Raw genomic sequence first — 21,306 nt, 5'->3', positions numbered from 1 at the left:
CATCGATATGCCCCCAAGGATTAATATGTTCTTTTGACGAATATAAAAAGCCACAGCATTAACAACACTGTAGCTTTTCATAACTTGGAATTATTGCAAGTACGCTGGAATACCGTTATTTTCAAACTTGGCAAGGATCTTGGTAATAAAATCACCGCCCTCGTTATCAAAATCTTTCATACCAAACGGTAATGCTTCATTTTTAGGTAACCACTGTGCCAGCTTGGTTTTAATTGCTTGATATTGGTTATCAGTGGCTAAGTTATGGTGTTCGTCAGCATCAACGCTGCGATCATAAAGCTCTTCGCCCCCATCACGGTAACGAATATAGGTGTAACGCTGATCACGAATCGCATGGCATTGATAACCATAGGTAGTGACGACGGGAATTTTACGATCAAAGTTTGGATTTCGAAGTAACGGCACCAGTGAAATACCTTCATTAGTGACGACTTTAGGTAAACCACACATCTCAACCAGAGTTGGATAAACATCAAGTAAACTTACCGCTTGACGACATATTTGACCTTGCTTCTGCCCTGCTTCGCTGATTAATAATGGCACTCGCGTTGATTCACCCCATAAGGTTTGCTTGCGATAATTCATGTGCTCACCAAAGTTCTGGCCGTGATCGCCCCAAAAGATGACGGTGGTATTATTTGCATGCGGGCTGGCTTCTAGAGTATCAAGCAACTTACCCACTTGTGCATCAACAAAAGCAATACAGGCGAGATAAGCTTGAACTAACTCTTTACGCATATCGATTTTTTCAACCGCAGCCGCATCACCATTCGGAATGATCCCCAATGCTAACGCTTTACCGTATAAAGGAATATCAGCCATTTCTTTGCTTATTGTCTCTGGCATAATCACATCATCAAGTGGGAATAAATCAAAATACTCTTTCGGGGCAGTGTAAGGCACATGCGGGCGAATAAAGCCACACGCCATAAAAAACGGCTTAGCATAGGTTTTCTTTAACCGTTCAACAGTCCAATCTGCGAAATATTCATCAGGCATAACACCACCATTAGGAATATCACGCCGTTCTAATGCCCCACTGCACAAAGACATTCCCGGTGTACCTGGGCCATAGTGTTCAGATTGAATAATTTGCCCACCGCCGACAGGGAATGGATAATATTTATGATCATCTTTACCATATGAACCATAGCCGTACCCATTAGCAAAAATATGCGCATCACGAGGACCAATAACATATAACGGCACTTCTTCATGCCACTGTTCTGCATGACGAAAATCCGCCGTTCCATGATGGGATATTTTCCCTGATGCCATGGTGTAATAACCGTTACTTTTAAAGTGTTGTGGTAAGACGGGAGAACTGCCTAAAACAGATTCAGCAACAGGTGAAAACGGTTTGATACCTAACTCTTTATTAGTGTATAACCCCGTTGTGGTCGGACTCATCCCTGTTAATAAAGCGGTACGCGAAGGTCCACACACAGGCACTTGGCAATGAGCATTAGTAAACGCCGTTGAACGATGAAACAAACGATCAATATTGGGTGTTTTTGCCTGTGGATGTGCGCCTAAAGCACCGATCCAATCATTAAGATCATCAATGGCAATAAACAACACATTATTCTTTTTAGGTGCTGTAGGTTGCCCCATAACTCCCATACTGGTTAATGCAGCAGCAGATACTGACGCTGAAGCGGCATAATGGATAAATGAACGTCTAGTTACTTTCATATTATTTCTTTTAGGTTTAAATCAAAAGTAACTGAAAGTATCTATGGTCTTAAAAAACAAACAATCATAAAATTCCAGAATCAACCTACCATCACAGATTTGATTGTAATCATTTTTAGTAATAGCATTTTATTATCACCATTCTATTTTTAACCTCTTAATTTATAAAATTATAATCATTATTAAAAATCTGTTGGATCTTATTTTGATAACGTTGCACTAACTCGATAATGTCATTAAATTGCAGTTCATCATTAACGGTATAGTTTACAGTCACGGCCTCTAATGGCATTGAGATTGACGCATAATGCTGAGTGTTATAAGTCACCACGGTAGATAAATGAAGAGTAATATTAGTATTAAAATATGCGGTCGCTAACTGCATTTTTTCACCATCAGGAAGAGACTGATTACCTTCTTTGACTTCATTTTGAAGTTTCACTGTTACCTGCTTAACAACCGCTGTGATCGGTGCGGTAACCGTTAATAATGTTTCGTCATCACCTGTAATCACGACAGTGAACAATAAATGTTGAGAATATACTCGCCCTAAATGTAATCTCTTACCATCAATATTTATCATATGTTGTGGATAAAAGGTGGTATATAAATCTCGACCACCAGCAACACCCAATAAAATAACTATTCCTATAGCAATAACAGTTCTTTTTTTCATTTAATGATAATTAACTAGATCATGGTTTCCTTTGATCATAAATAATCACCCCATAACTTTTGCGATAAAGATCACACTTAATTAGCTGTTTGTATTCATTCTTGTATGTTAAGAATAGAAATAGAAATCTCTTTTATAAATCATATAAAAACCAATCATTTAAGTTAGATAAATCAATAATGCAAACATCAATTACGGTTCTACTCTCTGCTATCAATAATCATCATTAGGTCGCGTTACCATTAACCCTTCTATTTTGTAAAACTAAGGATTGAAAAAGCCATCAATAGCCCCAAGATTATTATCATCAAAGCAAATAATATTGCTGTATCTATTGGTTTACTGAGTGGTTTTATCTCACCCAGTAGCCACAAAAGGACAACACTGTGAACAACACAACATCAGCGACACCTCATGATGACAACAGCACTCTGGCGGTTATCGCGCCAGTTGCCAAGAAAATACCTCATGAGATGAGCATCCATAATGATACGCGTATTGATGACTACTATTGGATGAGAGATGACAGCCGCACTGATCCTGAGATCATCGCGCATCTTAATGCTGAAAATAGTTATACTGATGCAGTGATGGCACACACTAATGCATTACAGCAGACATTATTTGATGAACTAAAAGGACGTATTGTTAAAGATGATAATACGGTTCCTGTAAAGCAAAGCAGTTATTACTATTCAAGCGAAGTCTCTGGTGATAATGAGTACCCCATTTCAGTGCGCGCCACTGATTTTGCAGGCACTGATAAACAAATATTGCTCGATCTTAACCAGCTGGCGTCTGAACATGATTACTATGATGTCTCTAGTTTAAGTATTAGTCTTAACGAAAATTTATTAGCTTATGGTGAAGACACCGTTAGCCGCCGTATTTACACCATTAAGATTAAAGATCTTACGACAGGTCAGTACCTTGCTGATGAAATCACAGGTACCAGTGGCTCTGTTGCTTGGCAAAATGATAACCAAGCGTTTTACTATATTCACAAAGATCCTCAAACCTTACTCGGTTATCAGGTTTATCGTCACCGCTTAGGCACACCCCAAGCTGACGATCAGTTGATCTTTGAAGAAAACGATCAAACTTTTTATACTTCAATCGGTAAAAGCAAAGACAACTCTCTGGTTTACATCTGGCATTCAAGCACTGAAACAAGCTCAGTTTCTTTCATTGATGCTAACGATGCCAATGCGCAAGCGATCTCATTCTTAGATCGTGAAGTGGGTTTGGAATACAGCATTTCAAAGCTTGATAACTGGTTCTATATTTTAACCAACTATAAAGCGGTTAATTTCCGCCTAATGAAAGTTGCTATTACCGATATTGGCAATAAAGATCATTGGCAAGACGTGATCCCTGCTCAAGAAGGCGCAATGCTGGAAGATTACGAGATCTTTAATGATTATCTGGTATATCAACAGCGTGAAAATGGCTTAACTCGCGTAACAGTGCGTGATCTTCATACTCAACAGCAACAGCAATTGCACTTCAATGATGACGCTTTCACGCTATACCTTTACGGTAATAAAGAGATTGATACTGACAAATTACGTCTGTATTACTCAAGCATGACCACCCCTGGCACTCACTACGATTTCAATCTTAGCGATGGTAGCAATGTAGTATTAAAGCAATCTCAAATCCTCGGTGATTTTGATGCGAATAATTACCGTTCTGAGCGCATAATGGTGCCTGCGCGAGATGGTAAATTTGTCCCTGTATCATTGGTTTACCGTAAAGATTGCTTTAAAAAAGATGGCACTAACCCGTTGTATCAATATGGCTATGGATCATACGGCGCTATCATTGATCCAAGCTTTTCATCAACCCGTTTAAGCTTGTTAGATCGCGGTTTTGTATATGCGATTGCGCACATTCGTGGTTCTGAAATGTTGGGGCGTCCATGGTATGACGATGGTAAGAAACTGACGAAGCAAAACACCTTTAATGATTTTATCGATGTAACACGTTCATTGGTCGAGCAAGGCTATGGCGCGAAAGACAAGATCTTTGCTGTTGGTGGCTCTGCGGGCGGTTTATTAATGGGCGCAATTATCAACCAAGCCCCTGAGCTTTACTGTGGCGTTGCAGCTCACGTACCGTTTGTTGATATTGTTACCACCATGCTCGATGAATCAATTCCGCTGACAACTAACGAGTATGATGAATGGGGTAATCCAAACCACAAAGAATACTACGACTATATGTTGAGCTATTCACCCTACGATAATATTACCGCTCATGACTACCCTCACCTATTAGTGACTACGGGTTTACATGACTCACAAGTGCAGTATTTCGAGCCGATGAAATGGGTTGCTAAGTTGCGTGATATTAAAACGAACAATAACCGTCTGTTGTTTAAAGTGGATATGGAAGCAGGCCATGGTGGTGCATCGGGTCGCTTTAAAGCACTCCATGAAGATGCACTTGAATACGCGTTCTTTATTGATCTATTGGCTGAACAGAAATAAATCTAGCTGAGCCGTGATAAGTTATCAACGCATAACATTATGCGTAATCATAAATATCAAGTAATAACAGCAAACAATGGCGGCTTAATCAGTCGCCATTGTTATTTTAAAAGCTAATAAACGGCTTACGACAATTCACAATCTTCAAAATGATCCACAAACTTCTGTAACCCAGCCAGATCCACAATAATAAGCTCAGAACCTTGTTTCTCGACTAACCCTTGCTGAATCAATGTCTTTAATGCGCGTCGATAAACACGACTTGATGTACCAAACCGTTCTGCTTCTTTATCTACTTTATTAAATCGTCCAAGGGTCATCGAATTACGGGCGTGTTGAAGTAAATCAAACGCAATATTATAAGTAATGGGATGTAATAAACGGTAGGTATAAATATCAAGTGAATCTTGGTAATCAAGTGCCAATGCAGAAGCAAAAAACAAACTAAATTCAGGGCGTTCTAACAGTAATTTCTCTACTTTTTTCATATCAAGAATGTCAATTTCTATCGCTTCTTCAACAACAACCGACCATTGGCATGGCGTTTTAGTAAAGAACTCCATTTCACCAAAGATATTATAGTTACAGTCCATCTCCCCTAATTGAAAACGGCGACCATTAACGGCACAGATATACATCGATACTCGTCCAACAGGCACAATCATCAACTGAGTGATCGCTTGCCCTTGTTGCATGATAGCATCGCCAATTTGATAGCGTTTACTGCCAATTTGACAGCTATATAATGCTTGACGAAAGCTTGCATAATGCTGGGTTAGGTAATCACTAAAACGGTTTGAGGGCGAAGGAGTCAATTGCATTGTACATATCACTGTTATTTCATTTCAACTCAAGATAGCGGGTTTTTATGGTACTGAATAGGGGGAATTGATAGTGTGCATTAAAATAGCCCAATTTATAAAAATCGGGCTATTAATTTGGTGATTAAATAGACTTAAACAACTTTAATAAGGGCATTCAACGCAGTATGAGCAGCTAACTGTTCCCCTTTAATCATATCTTCAGCTTCATTAACATAAGCACTAATCCCTTCACTTACATTCTGTTGATAAAGCACCACGTTATTCAAAATTGCGGCTGTTTTTAGTTGACGTAAACGACCCACAGTTAATAAGGCAGAAGTCTCCATATCAGCCCCTAATACGCCTTTTTTATGCCAATATTCACAAATATTATCTTCTTCATCGGTATAAAAACTATCGTGAGAACGTACAATGCCACTATGATAGTTAATATTCTGTTGCGATAAATCTGTTTTTAATAAGTGAACCAATTGATGATCAGCAATGGCCGGAAATTCACTTGGAATATACGCTTTAGAGCCACCTTCATCTCTCACCGCACCTTCGGCAACAATGAGTTCACCTAAACCAATATTTGATTGCAGTGCCCCTGCTGAGCCAACACGGATAATATATTCAGCGCCACAGCGTTTGAGTTCTTCTAAAGCAATAATCATTGATGGTGCGCCCATCCCCGTACTACACAATGTAACGGGATTACCCTGATAGTCGCCATTAATGATACGGTATTCACGATTTTCAGCAATTAACACACTATTTGTTAAGAAACGTTCTGCAATGCGATTAACCCTATCTGGCTCACCGCAGACTAAAATACCAGTGGCAATCTGACCGTGGCTGATTAATAAGTGTGGTTGCTGATTCATGCGATAACCTTCTTAGCTTGTGGTTTATTTCTGTTAGCAATTGCAATCCAGCAACGGGCGCCATTCGCAGCAACAAAGAGCAGAATCGCATACTGAATAGAAAGTGCATACACACCTTGTGCGGCATATAAACCGACACTGATGATGTTAATAATCACCCACACAATCCAATTTTCAACATACTTACGTGTCATCAGAATTTGAGCAACAATAGACAGTACGGTCATGGTTGCATCCCAAAATGGGAACGCGCCAGGTTGTAATGTTGGAGCCGCTAAATTAGCACCGAAAACATTTAACACATCTACCGCTAAATTAGCTAAAGCAAAAAACACAGGGTTGATATAAACCGTTAGCAACCCAATAGCAATCACACTTAACGTCACTGTCATAGCTAATTTTTGCTTACTTAACCACCGAACTTCTAAGTTATCACCCTCACTGGTTGGTCTTGTCCATGCAAACCACCCATAAACATTGGCAACAAAGAAAAACACTTGTAGTAGCAACAATCCATACAATTGAATTTGGAAGAAAATAATACAAAATAAGGTGACATTAATAAGACCAAAAAAGAAATTTATGGTTTTTTCTTTACTGGCAAACCAAATACATAGCAGACCAAAGACAGTACCAATGGCTTCAATCCATGACATTGCATAGCCGTCACCAATGGGGAAATTAACAAGGGTGTTATTGATATCAAACCAAGCAAGAAAGTTCATCCGTTAATCCTTTTGTTCTTATTAATAATTTGAAGCAATTGTAAAAGGTATATTTATCTAAGATGAGGACATTTGTCCCATTGCTCGTGAGGGGGATCAACTTTTGAATAATTAGCACATCAGTTTTTCACTCAAGTACGTAATTATTTAATAACAGTAGGATTATTGCTCAGAAAAGGCTGTTCCGCGTTAGCTAAAAGGAACTAACGCGGACAATAAGATAAGATATTATAGTGGTGAAAAAATCAAGTCCAAATAGCGACCACAGCCATTAGCGCAAATCCGATAACAACAAAGGTAAAGTTCTTTAAATCACAGCACTTATCGACCATGGTTGATTGTTTCAAGCCATGCAATGTACCGAGATACAAGAATGTCCCAGCGGCTAATGAATAAAATATCGGTTCTAATAACGGATAACTGCTGGTGTATTCTAAAACGCCGGAGCCTAACGCAACCCCAAGCGGCAACATCAAGGTAAATAGCGCAAACATTAATACCGATTGACGTAATGACAGTCGACTTTTACTTAATTGCACTGCCAGTGAAAAACTCGCTGCCCATTTATGCGCTAGAATAGCAATGAGGATCATCACCATCATAGTAATAGAGCCACTTAACCCTAATACCGTACCCGCAAGTAATGAATGAATAGATAAAATAATCATCGCTAAAACAGCAAATGCAGGGCTATTACTATCACCATGCTCATCTAAACGACGACCGAGGTGTTCAAACCACAATAAGAGTAAAAATACACAGCCCGCTAATACGAAGGCAATAGGATACTCAATACCATGATCTAAGAACGATTGTGAGGCGTCACCCAACATATGAATTAAACCGGCACCAAGAAAGACGCCAGAGGCTAAAGCTTCGGCAGCAGGTGATTCTAAAGGTCGGGTCGTTTTAAATTTTCGAATAAACGGATACAAGCCAGCAAGAACAGTAGTCACAAAAATAAGCACTACTGATAATATTTTAAATTCGTCGAGATTCATGTTGTATTCCGCATCGTTAAACAGCTGACTTTATAGCACTTACGGGATTACTCTGCGAACGATTTGAATGTAAAACATTAATTCCATATAGCAACAATATTAATTATTGATAGATTTAACTATCTTAATAATCATCATAAAAAATTAAACCCTATATAATCATAAAGTTAAAAATAATCTCATCACTATAATTCTCTACTTTATAAAAAATGGCACTATATTCTCATTTATTTCAAATAATAGACTACGCTTACTGAGTCCCGATATATCATAAATAAAGGCATTATATGGCTACTCAAAAAACAAAAGAATCAACACACGAGACAATGGAACGCCATTACTCTGATGATCCAAAACATAAACATGATAAAGATCATCAACAATACCGTGATCACGAGCCATCACACGGTCATCATATTCATGGCGGTGTCGGTGCTGCACATAAAGAAACTCACCATCATCATCATACAATTCACCACCACCACCACTATTATGGTCCTGTGACTATTATCAATGGTGAAGAAGAATAATCCCCATTACTGTAATCTAAACGTGCGAATGATTATATTCGCATGTTTATAACGCCATACTTATTTACAGCAAGATATCCTTTTTTTTTTCATTTATAATACATTTCTCTTTTTTCTTACGTTAAATATCCACTCATTATATGAAACAATTTATTATCACATGTCTATTTTCACTGCTATTAGTTGGATGCGTAACCGAAAGTGTACGAATAATTCCAATCAAAGTAAGCGTAAAAGCAGGCGTTGACTTTAATCCTTGTGGTAGTGACGTTGAGGGATATAAATTCGAACCTAATGGTATTATTTCAATAAGCTGTACTAATGGAAATATCTATTCTGTACGTAACCGACAACAACTAGAAAAAATGAAAAAAAACGTTATTGAATGCCAACAGAAAGGCTTTCACGATTATAGTGAGTGCTTATCAAATAAAAATAAGACTAAGCTAATAGACAAAACCACCACAAAGACAAAACAATCAACTACTTTGATAGCTAAATAATCAAAAAATAGAAATGAATATTTATTCTAATAATTACAGCTATTAGCTACAAATAAATATACAGTTCAAAAAGTTAATTTACTTATCCATGATATTGAAAAAGTTCAAGATCAAGCAAATACAGGTATAACCAGTACAATAGATAACTAAAATAATTGAAATTTATAAACTAGATCTTTAACTCTAAACAACTAAAAACTCAAATTAATTTTATTTATCGTTACGATAAATAATTTATATCGAGTATGAAATATAATCATCTTTTTTGACTTTATTCATAATAAATACATTTTTTCACTTAGTTTCTATATTAAAAATATCCACTTGATAATAGTTATAATTATCAAAAAAATGGTAAATATAATTCTATTTATACATTTAACTTTTCCATACAAAATAAATATCATTGGCATTTGTTTCATATGGAATTAATCATGAATAGCTGTAAAAAAACGTGTGCTATAATTGCAATATTATCCACATCAACAATAACATACGCGTCACCTATCAACACCCATAGCCCATCAAACATTTTGTCTCATAATATTACTCTTGGCTATCAAGCAAAAACAGACTCAGGGAAAGATTCAGCGATTGCCATTGGTGCTGCCGCATCAAGTACACATAACCAATCTATTGCAATCGGTACTAATGCTGCTGCAAATAGTAACAGTGCTGCTGTATTTGGCGCTGGCGCATCAGCAGCAGGGATCCAAAGTACTGCAATCGGCTCTCGTGCTAAAACTAATGGTCATGCCGCTTCTGCATTTGGCTCTGGTGCAACAGCAAATGGTTACCGTTCTATTGCGATAGGAGCAGAGTCCAAGGCAACAGGCTCTAATGCCATTGCTATGGGAGATAGCTCTATAACGAAGGGTGATAATGCTATTGCGATCGGACGTGCTGCGACAGCAAATGCAACTACCATTGCTTTGGGTGATCATACTCAAGCAACAGGTAAAAACTCAATTGCTATTGGTAATGGATCACAATCACATGACGGTCAAGTATCTTTTGGTAATGCGAAAACTCAACGCCGTTTAGAATATGTTGCCAATGGTCAAGCAAGTACTGATGCCGTTAACATGAGTCAATTACATCAGCAAATAGATCAAACACATACTTATACTCAACAACAAAAAAAAGCGGCAATCACTCAAGCAAAAACTTACATCGCACAACAAAATACTGCCACGCTACACAGCGCAAAAATGTATACTGATCACCAATCAATGACAGCGCTATCATCGGCAAATAAATACACTGATCAAAAAGTAAATTTACTTACTCATAGTATTGAAAAAGTACATAGCCAAGCCAATGCTGGTATTGCAAGTGCAATGGCAATGACTTCGATCCCTATGCGACAAGGCTACCACTATACTATTGGTATGGGTGCTGCTAATTATGGCAACCAATCAGCAATGGCAATTGGGGGAAAATTCGACATTGGTCAACACGCTATTATTACATTAGCAGCATCTGATGATAGCCAGCATGACACTGGTATTGCGGCAGGTTTTGGTTTCGGCTTCTAAACATTTTATTCATCACGTTGTGGTCGCCACCAATAATCAAAGAAACGTCGATAACCTTGTTTAATATCATTCAAGATTAAATACAATGCAGGCACTAATATTAAGGTAACAACGGTTGCGAATAAGATCCCAAACGCAAGCGATGTTGCCATCGGGATCACAATTTGTGCCTGCAAACTCGTTTCAAGTAAAATAGGTGCTAAACCAAAGAATGTCGTTAGCGAAGTTAAGACAATCGCCCGAAAACGACGACACCCTGCTTCCGTCACTGCCTCATAAAGTGGTACACCTTGAGCTAAGGCGCGATTAATAAACACAACTAATACTAATGAATCATTCACCACGACCCCTGACAATGCCAATATTCCAAATACACTTAAAAGATTAAGCGAAATATCTGCAAAATAATGCCCTGCAATCGCACCAATAATACCAAATGGGATCACCGACATAATAATCAATGGCTGGCTGTATGATCGTAGTGGAATCGCCATTAATGCAAAAATAGCAACCAAAGCCAATACCGCATCACGAATTAAACTACCTTTGGTTTCACGCTCTTCTTTAGCCTGCCCATCTAATTGAATTTTCACTGTCGGATATTGCTGGCGTAATAAAGGGAGATAATCATTATTGATAATGGTATATATTTCAGAGGGAGAAGCTTTATCTTTGTGCACATTCGCACTGACCACCAGCGTGCGGCGTTTATCTACCCGATTAATACTATTTAACGCGGAAATAAAATTAATCGTTGCCACTTCTGAAAATGGTACCAAACTACCATCAGATAATATCACTTTCATATTTTGCAAGTTACCGACACTGCGCCGTTCATCTCGTGGATAACGCACCATGACTTTAACTTCTTCGTTATTACGCAAAATACGTTGAACTTCGATGCCTTGAAAAGCATGCTGAACTTGATTAGTAAGATCAGCTACCGATAGACCCAATAATTTTCCGATTGGCGTTAGCTTAATATTGATCTCTTGTGTGGGAGACGATAAATCATCTTCAATATTAAATACTCCTTGATAACCCCCGAGTTGTTGTTTTAATTGCGTAGCCGCTTGCACTAATTGCTCACCATTTTCACCTTGTAAACTATATTGAATATCACTTTTTTGGCGATCAATGGATGCCTCATAAGCGATCGTTTTCACCCCAATCAATGGTGGAATATGGCTTTTCCATTTTGCTAAAATATCAAAACTCGTTATTGGTAAACTTTCACTTTTCTCCAATTCAACCAGTACAAACATGTCATTACTGTCTCGCATATTAACAAAACTATGCTTGACGACATGTACTCCCTGTTGCTGATAAATGTCATTATCTGTTTGATATAATGCCTGTTCTAATTGATTAGCAACCTTAATATTATTTGCAATTGAATTAGAATCATTCATCTCGACTAATACTTGGATATAATCCGAAGGTAATTTAGGGAAAAACACCCATCGCAATTGTCCACTGAACACTAATGCCAACGCTAAACACAATACGCCAATAAACGTTGCTAAGACGTTATATCGATGCACGATTGCCATCGAAATAAAGCGCCGATAATCGACATCGATAAATCTATTTACCGCCTGATTAAACCGCAACTTAACCCGCATTAATGGATTATTCCATTGCCGCGGTTGTACTAATCGAGATCGCGCTAAATGCGCAGGTAAAATCAGTTTAGATTCAATCAATGAAAAGGTTAAACATAGAATAACTACCCAACCAATAGCTTTAAAAAATTCAGTTCGAGGGGTATCTGACAATAACATCGGCACAAAGGCTGCCATGGTGGTTAATACCCCAAACGTTGCAGGGATCGCTACCCGTTTGGCACCTTGAATAACAGTATTAATGGATTGTCCTTGCTGCTCAACTTCAGAATACACACTTTCGCCAACAACGATGGCATCATCAACCACAATTCCCAACACTAAAATAAAACCAAATAACGACAATAAGTTAATGGATATATTGATCATCTCTAATGGCATAAAGAGCAGTGTGCCTAAAAAACAAAATGGCAATCCAAGTATTACCCAGAATGCTAATCTGACTTCTAAAAATAGAGCGAGAATAATAAAGACTAACAACCCGCCATATACCATATTAGACAACATCATATTGAGTCGGCCTTCAAGGTAATGCGACATATCAGCCCATTGATCAATATATATTCCAGCAGGCAATTGTGCTTTTTTATTCGTCACATAATCACTGATTTGCTGTGATATTAACGTTGCATCTTGATTAGGTAGGTTACTGATTCGTATAACGGCTGCACGTTGTTGATTAAATCGGTTAAGCACTGATTGTTCAACAAAACCGTCAGTTATAGTTGCGATATCTGATAAGCGAAGTCGGCTCCCATCAGCATTAGTGCGTAATACGATATTAGCAAATTGATCGCCTTGATAAAGTTGTTCTGTGGTACGTACTAATACATCACCATCTTGAGCTTTTATTGCACCCGCAGGTAAATCTAATGATCGTTGCTGTAATGCGCGTGCAACTTGCTTAATGGTTAAATTATGATTACGTAATTGTTGAGATGATATTTCAATCGCAATTTCATCATTTTTAACCCCACTCACAGTCACTGCGGTAGCGCTGGTTTGCTGAATAATTTCATCTTTAACAACTTGAGCATAGCGTTTAAGTTGCTGATCACTGAGTTCGCCATATAACGATAAAAACATCACGTTGCTCATAAACTCTGCCCGCTGGATCAATGGGGGTTCCATTTGAGCAGGAAAGGTAGTAATCGCATCAACACGTTGTTTTACTTCATCTAATATCTTATCAAGATCGGCATCATTATTGAGTTCAAGCGTTACAATACCCGTACCTTGATTCGCAATCGCAGTAACGCGTTTAACATCAGCAATATCATCAACCGCTTGCTCAATCTTAACAATGATCCCTTGTTCAACATCCGCTGCCGCTGCCCCTGTATATTGACTACTGATCGTGATTTTATTGGTACCAAAGGTAGGAAATATCTCTTTATTAATCAGGCTGACTGAAAATAACCCTCCAATCATCACTATCAACATCAATAAATTAGCGGCAACATGATTACGCGTAAACCAAGCAATGATCCCCGATGATTCCATTCATTACTCTCCGCTATCAGCAACTTTAGAAGGAATGACCGTGAGTACCGGTGGCCCGATTGATTTAGGTGACATTAATACCGTTGTTACTACAGTCCCTTCTAAATGATTATCAGGCCACGTTAACGACACCAACTCACCCTCATCTAAACCCGCGCGAATATAAACATGCTCAAGATCCATCCGCGCAATCACCACTTTGCGCATTTGCGTCACCCCATTGGCATCAACCAATACGACATGATTATCCCTAACCATATGACGTTGTAACTTAATGGCATTCGCAATGGGTTTTGCTGCAATTTTCGCGGTGACAAAAGTACCAAAATTTAATACATCAGTGCGTTGTTGCTCTGATAATCGCAATTGATAAGGATCAATCACATCAACAATGAGATAAACCATGCGCGTTTGCGGGTCAATGATCCCTTCTGTACCGATAAAGCGTGCCGTCCAATGCTGTAAAGCTTGACCATGACGCTCATTGGATAGAACGACGGTTGTATTAAGCGGATTTTGATCTATAAATGAAAAGCTTCGGGGCGTTACAGGCAGACGAATACGAGCAATATCAGTACCGTATATATGCCCTAATTGCTCACCGATATTGACATGACTACCAACGTTAATGTGTTTTTCGGTAATTAACCCATCAAATGGTGCTGTAATGATAGTACGATCGACATTGCGTTGTGCACGGGCTAACGCAGCTTTGGCAAAATTAACATTTGCTTGTTGTTGTTTGCGTTGAGGAATACGTAATCCTAAAGCGGACTGTTTAGTAGTGGCTACATGACGTAAGGTTTTTTTAGCAACAATACCCCGCGCAATTTCTTGTTCTAATAATGCTTTCGCTTGCGCTAATGTTGCCTGCGCTTGAGCAAGATCAGCATGATAATCATCGTCATCTAAGTACGCTAACACATCGTCTTTTTGTACAAATTGACCAACAGCAAAAGCAGGCGCTAAACGATTAACAATACCGCTTACTTGTGTGACTAACTCTGCCTGATGCTTCGGTTTTACCATGCCATAAGCATTTACATTAAACGCTAACTGCTGCTTTTTAACCTGCACGACTTCAAGCACTGGCACCATCGTTTCGACGATTTTTTGTTGGGGTTGAGGGCGATTTAATAATAATCCTGCTGATAACCCCGCAAACAGCAATAAAATCACCACCGGTAAATAACGCCGGATAAAAACACTCATGCTATCCAATCCCTTACTAGCAAACCAAAACGAAATATCGCTTTAATTTCAGTGTAGAGCATGTATGTAAAGTGTGAGGTGTATAAATTTAATTAAGTGATAATGGCATAATTATCGTTTCAGCAGCTGCTCTACATTAGGTTTATTATTACCATAAATTTTATGGATGAGTACCATTAACAGTTCACCACAGGCAACAGCATCAAATAATGCATGGTGTGCCTGATATTCAGGTAAACCTACACGCTGACGAGCCGCTCCTAGCCGTGCATCATGGGGCGATATTTGGTTGCTATATAAAGACTGATATAACGGTAGTGTATCTAACCACAGCAAAGGACAATCGTTAAGTTGATATTTATGCTGTAAATAAGCACCAATAAAACCTTGCTCCATAAAACAACCATGAGCAACACCGATTTTTCCCGTTAAAGCGACCAACATTGGTATCATCACCTCATCTAAAGCTAATCCCTGTAATAACATTGCATGATCAATATGATTAATGACTGCACTATTGGGGTTAATGATCGCATCAGAGTTAACAAATTCGCTGACGCAAGTACTCATATCAATCGCATTCGCTGTCATAGCAACATAACCCACCGATAATATCTGATCTTGCTGGGCATCAAAGCCGGTGGTTTCAAAATCAAGCGCGAGTAATGGCCATTGGTTAATCAAGGTTGACGGCTGTGGTAGCGGCGCACTGAATAAGGCTCTAATCGGTAGTGGTAAATCAGGATGTTGCTGTAATAAAATGATTCTCCGTTCCTGTAAATCACATAAATGACGCTTACATAAACGTTGCCACCACCGTCGCCAATGAAAATTAGAAAAAGTTGGATTCTTGTTCACCATTAGCAATACTTCATCTTCATTATTTCTTGATAACTCGCAATTAGCTTAAAGGTTTCACGCAAATGTGTTCGTTCAAAACTATTAAACGCATTAGGATTAATGTGATTATTAGGAATTTTACCTTGCTGTAATGCTTGAAGTTGATGGCTATAACGGATCTGAGTGATAAATTGAAACGCCCCGATTAAGTCTTTAAACGTCGCTTCGTTAATTACCTTATGATCTAATAGTAATTGTAATCTTTCTTCGGTATTGGTTTTATAGACTACCGTTGCATCGCGGCTAAATAATCGTGATGCAAGCTGCAAATATTGCACGCGAACTAGGTTGACAATAATACTCAATGCGGCTGTTTTAATATCAAGGGTATTGGCATTTTCACCTTCTTTCACTAAGACCCAATTTCTAAAAATACTCAGCGGTGGCTTTTGTACTAATGCATTGCGGGCTAACGCTGATATTAGCCGTGCATTGTTAACCAATTGCTGACACATACATGCTTGTAACTCATTAGCTAACTGTGGGTTTCCTGCGATATAGCGACTATCGAGAAAAACACTCATTTCAAGCAATAAATCATATTCAGGATTAAGCGCCCACTTTTGATAATACGCTTGCCACACCGCTAATGGCTGGCACCACTTATGGGTTACCGCCATAAAACGCCCACTGCATAACTCGTAGCCACACAGCGCCATCCCTTTGCTGACATACATCGCTAAATGATGAAAGTAGGCCTTATCAGCATCGGTAGCGTTATCCGCTAAAATCAAGCCATGATCTTGATCAGAAAGCATATGCACTTCATTCCGAGCATGAGAGCCCGCCACTATCCAGCAATAATCACAAGGAACAGTGCCTAAATAAGCTTTAGCTATCACTACTAAACGGCGATTATAAGCATCCATAATCATTGCCATCACTTGCCCAATCACGTTAATCGCCACTTTCGCTTCAACTAATGCTTCAAAAATGGCTTGTCGTTCAATTGTAAATGCAGCGAGCTGTTCTAATCGTTCAATCTTATTAATTTTATCGATTAAAAAGATCGCTTGAATACGATGATTTTGGACTAAATCTGATGGCGTAATAACGCCAATTGGCACCCCGTTATCGACCACTGGAATATTTTTGATGCCATGTTGCATCATTAATGCAGCGGCTTTGATCACTAAGTCATCACAGTTTACGGTATAAGGCTTTTCAGTCATGACAGAGGTGATCATTTCAGTAATCGGTATACCATCAGCAACGACACGCTTAGTCATGTCTTTATCAGTAATTAATCCAATAAAATCATTGTTATGCATAATAAAGGCACAAGATGAATTTGCATTCACCCGCATCGCCGTTGCAACATTTTGAATGGTTTGAGTACTTTCAACTAACACTATTTGTGGATTAAGCACGTCTATAATCGGTTTAAAAAACAACCCTTTTTCATGCTGTGACCACACCACATTTAATCCACTCTGGAGTCGACTTTGCGCATGTAATGCAAAATGCGCTAAAGCATCAGGTTGATGTTTTAACTTTAGTAATAACGCATTAATCGGTAAACAATAAATCAAGGCATCTTCGATAACTGTAATGGTATAAGGATCACTAGCAGCCTCAGTATCAACTTGTGCTAATCGAGAAAAGCCAAAAAAGTCTTCTGCGGCTAATTTTGCGCGTAACGTACCATCAAGATTACGTTGCTCAACAGCCCCGGTTCGCAATAAATACAGTTGATCACACTCTTGTAAATCAATCACCTCACCCTTACCAAAATAGCGAATGGTGATCATCCCCGCGACATCACGTAATGTTTTAGGGTTGAGCTTATCAAACGGATCTACCGCCCCCATAAATTCAACAATATTAGGAATCAAGGTTTCAGACATATCATTAATCACTCGTATTACTGCATTGCAAAGTTAAAGAAAGCATCATTAACCAGTTGATAACATTGCTATTAAGTGCTTTTATCATGCTTGCATTATTATTACTGTAACAAAGCCCACAGAAATGCCATCGCAGCACTCTGCATCACAATTTCTATGCTTCTAACGCTTGAAAAGGCATTTTTTGCCCTCATCTATAAATAAAGAAGGATATAAAGAAGCATTAAAATACGGTGGAATGTCGATTGATTATCAACCCACACCTATGCTTAATAAAACACAGTACAATTTTTTAGTGCATATACTTTTTTAAAATCAGTGCGTTAGTGATTCCCACCAAAAAACATTAGAAAAACTAATCAAAAATCATTGACGAACAATCACCGGAAGCATATATTAATTACATGAACTGCCAGATGGAGTTCAAACCGCTACTAAGATTCGCCTTATTAGGGAATACCTTATTAGCACTTATATCTCGAATCAAGATTCTATAACGACTTGATTCACTTAGTTAGCTGTTAAGTCGCCCTGTCGATAACGACACACTTAACAATCAACTAAGACTATTGCTTATTATTGAGGATAGTTTTTATGCGTAATGTAGATTTCACTCCCCTATACCGCCATGCTATTGGTTTTGATCGCTTATTTAACCTTGTTGAAGCAAGCAATACTAAAACCCAAGCTGCGGGATACCCACCGTACAATATCGAACAAACGGATGAGAACAACTACCGTATTACTATGGCAGTTGCTGGTTTCTCTGAAGAGCGTTTAGATCTTACTCAAAACGAGAATATGCTTGTTGTTACTGGTACTCGTGCACCAGAAGAAGACAAGAACTTTATTTACCAGGGTATTGCTGAGCGTAACTTTGAACGTAAATTCCAACTTGCTGATTACGTAAGCGTTGTGGGTGCTAATCTCGAAAATGGTCTGTTACATATTGACCTTTTCCGTGAAGTACCAGAAGCGATGCAACCACGTAAAATTGCAATTGGTCAATCAGCATCAGTAGCGCCAACTGCCGAGTAAACCTCACCAGTTGTATGTGCTCCTCTCGTAATAACGTTGAGCTATTAGCCTCTTTAATCATGCCATTATTGGCCATACGCTAATAGCTCCATCAATATTCAGCCCTATTATGGGTTATTCAAAAAATTTAGTTGGATTGATTAATCTTATTCCCAAGGCTCACATGAACGATTTTCATGGACCTTAATGGCATACTTATAACTCGCCGTTCGAATAAGAAAAACTAATCAATGCAACGCACAAAGGAAATAATAAATATGAGTAAGATTATCGGTATTGACCTAGGTACAACGAATTCTTGTGTTGCTGTTTTAGACGGCGGTACACCACGTGTTATTGAAAATGCGGAAGGTGAGCGTACCACGGCATCGATTATTGCCTACACCGATGGTGAAACCTTAGTTGGCCAACCTGCAAAACGACAGGCTGTGACTAATCCTGAAAATACCTTGTTTGCAATTAAGCGTTTAATCGGTCGTCGTTTTGAAGATGACGAAATCCAACGTGATCTTGACATCATGCCTTACAAAATTATCAAAGCAGATAATGGCGACGCATGGGTTGAAGCGAAAGGCCAAAAAATGGCAGCACCACAAGTTTCTGCTGAAATATTGAAGAAAATGAAAAAAACGGCAGAAGAATACTTAGGTGAAAAAGTCACTGGTGCAGTTATTACTGTTCCCGCTTACTTTAACGATGCTCAACGCCAAGCAACAAAAGATGCAGGTCGTATTGCAGGTCTGGATGTTAAGCGTATTATCAATGAACCAACAGCGGCAGCATTAGCATATGGTCTTGATAAAAAAGCCGGTGACAGTGTCATTGCCGTTTACGACTTAGGGGGTGGTACGTTTGATATTTCTATCATCGAAATTGATAACGTTGATGGCGAGCAAACCTTTGAAGTGCTAGCAACCAATGGTGATACCCATCTTGGTGGTGAAGACTTTGATACCCGCTTGATTAACTACCTTGTAAGCGAGTTCAAGAAAGACCAAGGTATCGACCTTAAAAATGATCCATTAGCGATGCAACGTGTAAAAGAAGCGGCTGAAAAAGCGAAGATTGAATTATCGTCAGCACAACAGACTGATGTTAATCTGCCTTACGTCACAGCCGATGCAACCGGTCCTAAACACTTGAATGTTAAGATCACACGTGCAAAATTGGAATCACTGGTTGAAGACCTAGTACAAGGTACACTAGACCCTGTAAAATCAGCATTAAAAGACGCTAACCTAACTATAAATGACATTACTGATGTGATTTTAGTGGGTGGTCAAACACGTATGCCGATGGTACAAAAAGTAGTTACTGATTTCTTTGGCAAAGAACCACGTAAAGACGTTAACCCTGATGAAGCTGTTGCTATGGGTGCAGCCATTCAAGCGGGTGTGTTAGCCGGTGATGTGAAAGATGTGCTATTACTTGATGTAACCCCACTATCATTTGGTATTGAAACCATGGGTGGTGTGATGACAACCTTGATCGATAAGAACACCACAATTCCGACAAAAGCGAATCAAGTGTTCTCGACTGCTGAAGATAATCAAAATGCAGTAACGATCCATGTCCTTCAAGGTGAGCGTAAACAAGCGGTACATAATAAATCATTAGGTCAGTTTAACCTTGAAGGTATTCAAGCTGCACCACGTGGTATGCCACAAATTGATGTGACATTTGATTTAGATGCGGATGGTATTTTAAATGTATCAGCCACAGACAAAACAACAGGTAAAGCACAAAAGATCACCATTCAGGCATCAGGTGGTTTAACAGAAGCTGAAATTGAGAAGATGGTACAAGAAGCAGAAGCTAACAAAGACGCAGACAAACAGTTTGAAGAGTTAGTGATTGCTCGTAACCAAGCCGACCAATTGATTCACAGCACTCGTAAGCAGATGACTGAAGCAGGTGATAGCTTCCCTGAAGCAGAAAAAACGAACATTGAAGCAGCTATTACAGCCCTTGAAGCGGTGAAATCTAGCGATGACAAAACAGCGATAGATACTCAAACTCAGGCGCTAATGACAGCAGCACAAAAAATAATGGAACATGCTCAGGCTCAAACCCAAGCAAATACTCAAGGACAATCTGACGCGAACCAACAAAAAAACGCGAAAGATGATGATGTTGTAGATGCTGAGTTTGAAGAAATGAAGTAAGACGTTATTGTTGCTGAATAAATAATCAACAGCACATAACAAGACTTCACAATAACAATGGGCGTAGAGATCTTAATCTCTCGCCCTTTTCGACGATCACAATAGAGAGATAATCCCACTAGGCTAACTATCTGTGCCTTTTTAG

General features: G+C 38.8%; 16 protein-coding genes. 6 read left to right on the top strand and 10 right to left on the bottom strand.

Going from position 1 to position 21,306, the window contains the following annotated elements; all coding sequences use genetic code 11:
• Positions 1–90: 90 nt before the first annotated feature.
• Positions 91–1,716: a sulfatase gene (locus BTO21_RS12655; RefSeq protein WP_052672635.1), complete on the bottom strand. Its 1,626-nt coding sequence runs from the start codon at positions 1,714–1,716 to the stop codon at positions 91–93.
• Between the two features lie 157 nt (positions 1,717–1,873).
• Positions 1,874–2,392: a hypothetical protein gene (locus tag BTO21_RS12650; RefSeq protein ID WP_045028732.1), complete on the bottom strand. Its 519-nt coding sequence runs from the start codon at positions 2,390–2,392 to the stop codon at positions 1,874–1,876.
• A 386-nt stretch (positions 2,393–2,778) separates the two neighbouring features.
• Between BTO21_RS12650 and BTO21_RS12645 the strand changes: the two genes are divergently transcribed.
• Positions 2,779–4,884, top strand: a complete 2,106-nt coding sequence (locus BTO21_RS12645; RefSeq protein WP_082056829.1) for a S9 family peptidase — start codon at positions 2,779–2,781, stop codon at positions 4,882–4,884.
• Positions 4,885–5,009: 125 nt separating this feature from the next.
• Here BTO21_RS12645 and BTO21_RS12640 read toward each other — a convergent pair whose 3' ends face one another.
• The 4 genes from BTO21_RS12640 to BTO21_RS12625 all read right to left on the bottom strand — a co-directional run bounded on the left by BTO21_RS12640 (position 5,010) and on the right by BTO21_RS12625 (position 8,300).
• A complete protein-coding gene (locus BTO21_RS12640; RefSeq protein ID WP_045028734.1) occupies positions 5,010–5,705 on the bottom strand; it encodes a Crp/Fnr family transcriptional regulator in 696 nt (231 codons plus the stop codon).
• 134 nt (positions 5,706–5,839) lie between these two features.
• Positions 5,840–6,574 (bottom strand): nucleoside phosphorylase, encoded by a 735-nt coding sequence (locus BTO21_RS12635; RefSeq protein ID WP_105026839.1) that lies wholly within the window; start codon positions 6,572–6,574, stop codon positions 5,840–5,842.
• Positions 6,571–7,299: a nicotinamide riboside transporter PnuC gene (pnuC, locus tag BTO21_RS12630; RefSeq protein ID WP_045028735.1), complete on the bottom strand. Its 729-nt coding sequence runs from the start codon at positions 7,297–7,299 to the stop codon at positions 6,571–6,573. The genes BTO21_RS12635 and pnuC overlap by 4 nt, the downstream gene beginning before the upstream one ends.
• A gap of 245 nt (positions 7,300–7,544) precedes the next feature.
• Positions 7,545–8,300, bottom strand: a complete 756-nt coding sequence (locus BTO21_RS12625; RefSeq protein ID WP_045028737.1) for a ZIP family metal transporter — start codon at positions 8,298–8,300, stop codon at positions 7,545–7,547.
• 287 nt (positions 8,301–8,587) lie between these two features.
• Here BTO21_RS12625 and BTO21_RS12620 point away from each other — a divergent pair, with 287 nt between their 5' ends.
• From BTO21_RS12620 to BTO21_RS12610, 3 genes are all read left to right on the top strand, one after another.
• Complete coding sequence (locus BTO21_RS12620) at positions 8,588–8,830, top strand: hypothetical protein (RefSeq protein ID WP_045028738.1); 243 nt, start codon at positions 8,588–8,590, stop codon at positions 8,828–8,830.
• Positions 8,831–8,970: 140 nt separating this feature from the next.
• Entirely contained in the window at positions 8,971–9,333 is a 363-nt protein-coding gene (locus BTO21_RS20170) for a hypothetical protein (RefSeq protein ID WP_181314261.1), read from the top strand.
• A gap of 434 nt (positions 9,334–9,767) precedes the next feature.
• A complete protein-coding gene (locus tag BTO21_RS12610) occupies positions 9,768–10,871 on the top strand; it encodes a YadA-like family protein (RefSeq protein WP_045028740.1) in 1,104 nt (367 codons plus the stop codon).
• A gap of 5 nt (positions 10,872–10,876) precedes the next feature.
• Here BTO21_RS12610 and BTO21_RS12605 read toward each other — a convergent pair whose 3' ends face one another.
• From BTO21_RS12605 to BTO21_RS12590, 4 genes are all read right to left on the bottom strand, one after another.
• Complete coding sequence (locus tag BTO21_RS12605; protein WP_045028741.1) at positions 10,877–13,999, bottom strand: efflux RND transporter permease subunit; 3,123 nt, start codon at positions 13,997–13,999, stop codon at positions 10,877–10,879.
• A 3-nt stretch (positions 14,000–14,002) separates the two neighbouring features.
• Positions 14,003–15,211 (bottom strand): efflux RND transporter periplasmic adaptor subunit, encoded by a 1,209-nt coding sequence (locus BTO21_RS12600; RefSeq protein WP_045028743.1) that lies wholly within the window; start codon positions 15,209–15,211, stop codon positions 14,003–14,005.
• 111 nt (positions 15,212–15,322) lie between these two features.
• Positions 15,323–16,072: an exonuclease domain-containing protein gene (locus BTO21_RS12595; protein ID WP_052672636.1), complete on the bottom strand. Its 750-nt coding sequence runs from the start codon at positions 16,070–16,072 to the stop codon at positions 15,323–15,325.
• Positions 16,072–17,958 carry a DUF294 nucleotidyltransferase-like domain-containing protein gene (locus BTO21_RS12590; RefSeq protein WP_045028744.1) on the bottom strand — a complete coding sequence of 629 codons (1,887 nt, stop codon included), beginning with the start codon at positions 17,956–17,958 and terminating at the stop codon, positions 16,072–16,074. Before BTO21_RS12590 ends, BTO21_RS12595 begins: the two co-directional genes overlap by 1 nt.
• Before the next feature lie 594 nt (positions 17,959–18,552).
• On the opposite strand from BTO21_RS12590, the gene BTO21_RS12585 reads away from it, so the two are divergent.
• Both BTO21_RS12585 and dnaK read left to right on the top strand, forming a co-directional pair.
• Complete coding sequence (locus BTO21_RS12585) at positions 18,553–18,996, top strand: Hsp20 family protein (protein WP_045028746.1); 444 nt, start codon at positions 18,553–18,555, stop codon at positions 18,994–18,996.
• A gap of 257 nt (positions 18,997–19,253) precedes the next feature.
• A complete protein-coding gene (gene dnaK, locus BTO21_RS12580; protein ID WP_045028748.1) occupies positions 19,254–21,161 on the top strand; it encodes a molecular chaperone DnaK in 1,908 nt (635 codons plus the stop codon).
• The last annotated feature ends 145 nt before the right edge of the window (positions 21,162–21,306 follow it).

Source organism: Photobacterium phosphoreum, assembly GCF_002954725.1.
Taxonomy (GTDB): Bacteria; Pseudomonadota; Gammaproteobacteria; order Enterobacterales; family Vibrionaceae; genus Photobacterium; species Photobacterium phosphoreum.
Note: the sequence above shows the minus strand (reverse complement) of the source record. Positions and strands in the feature narration are given on the sequence as shown.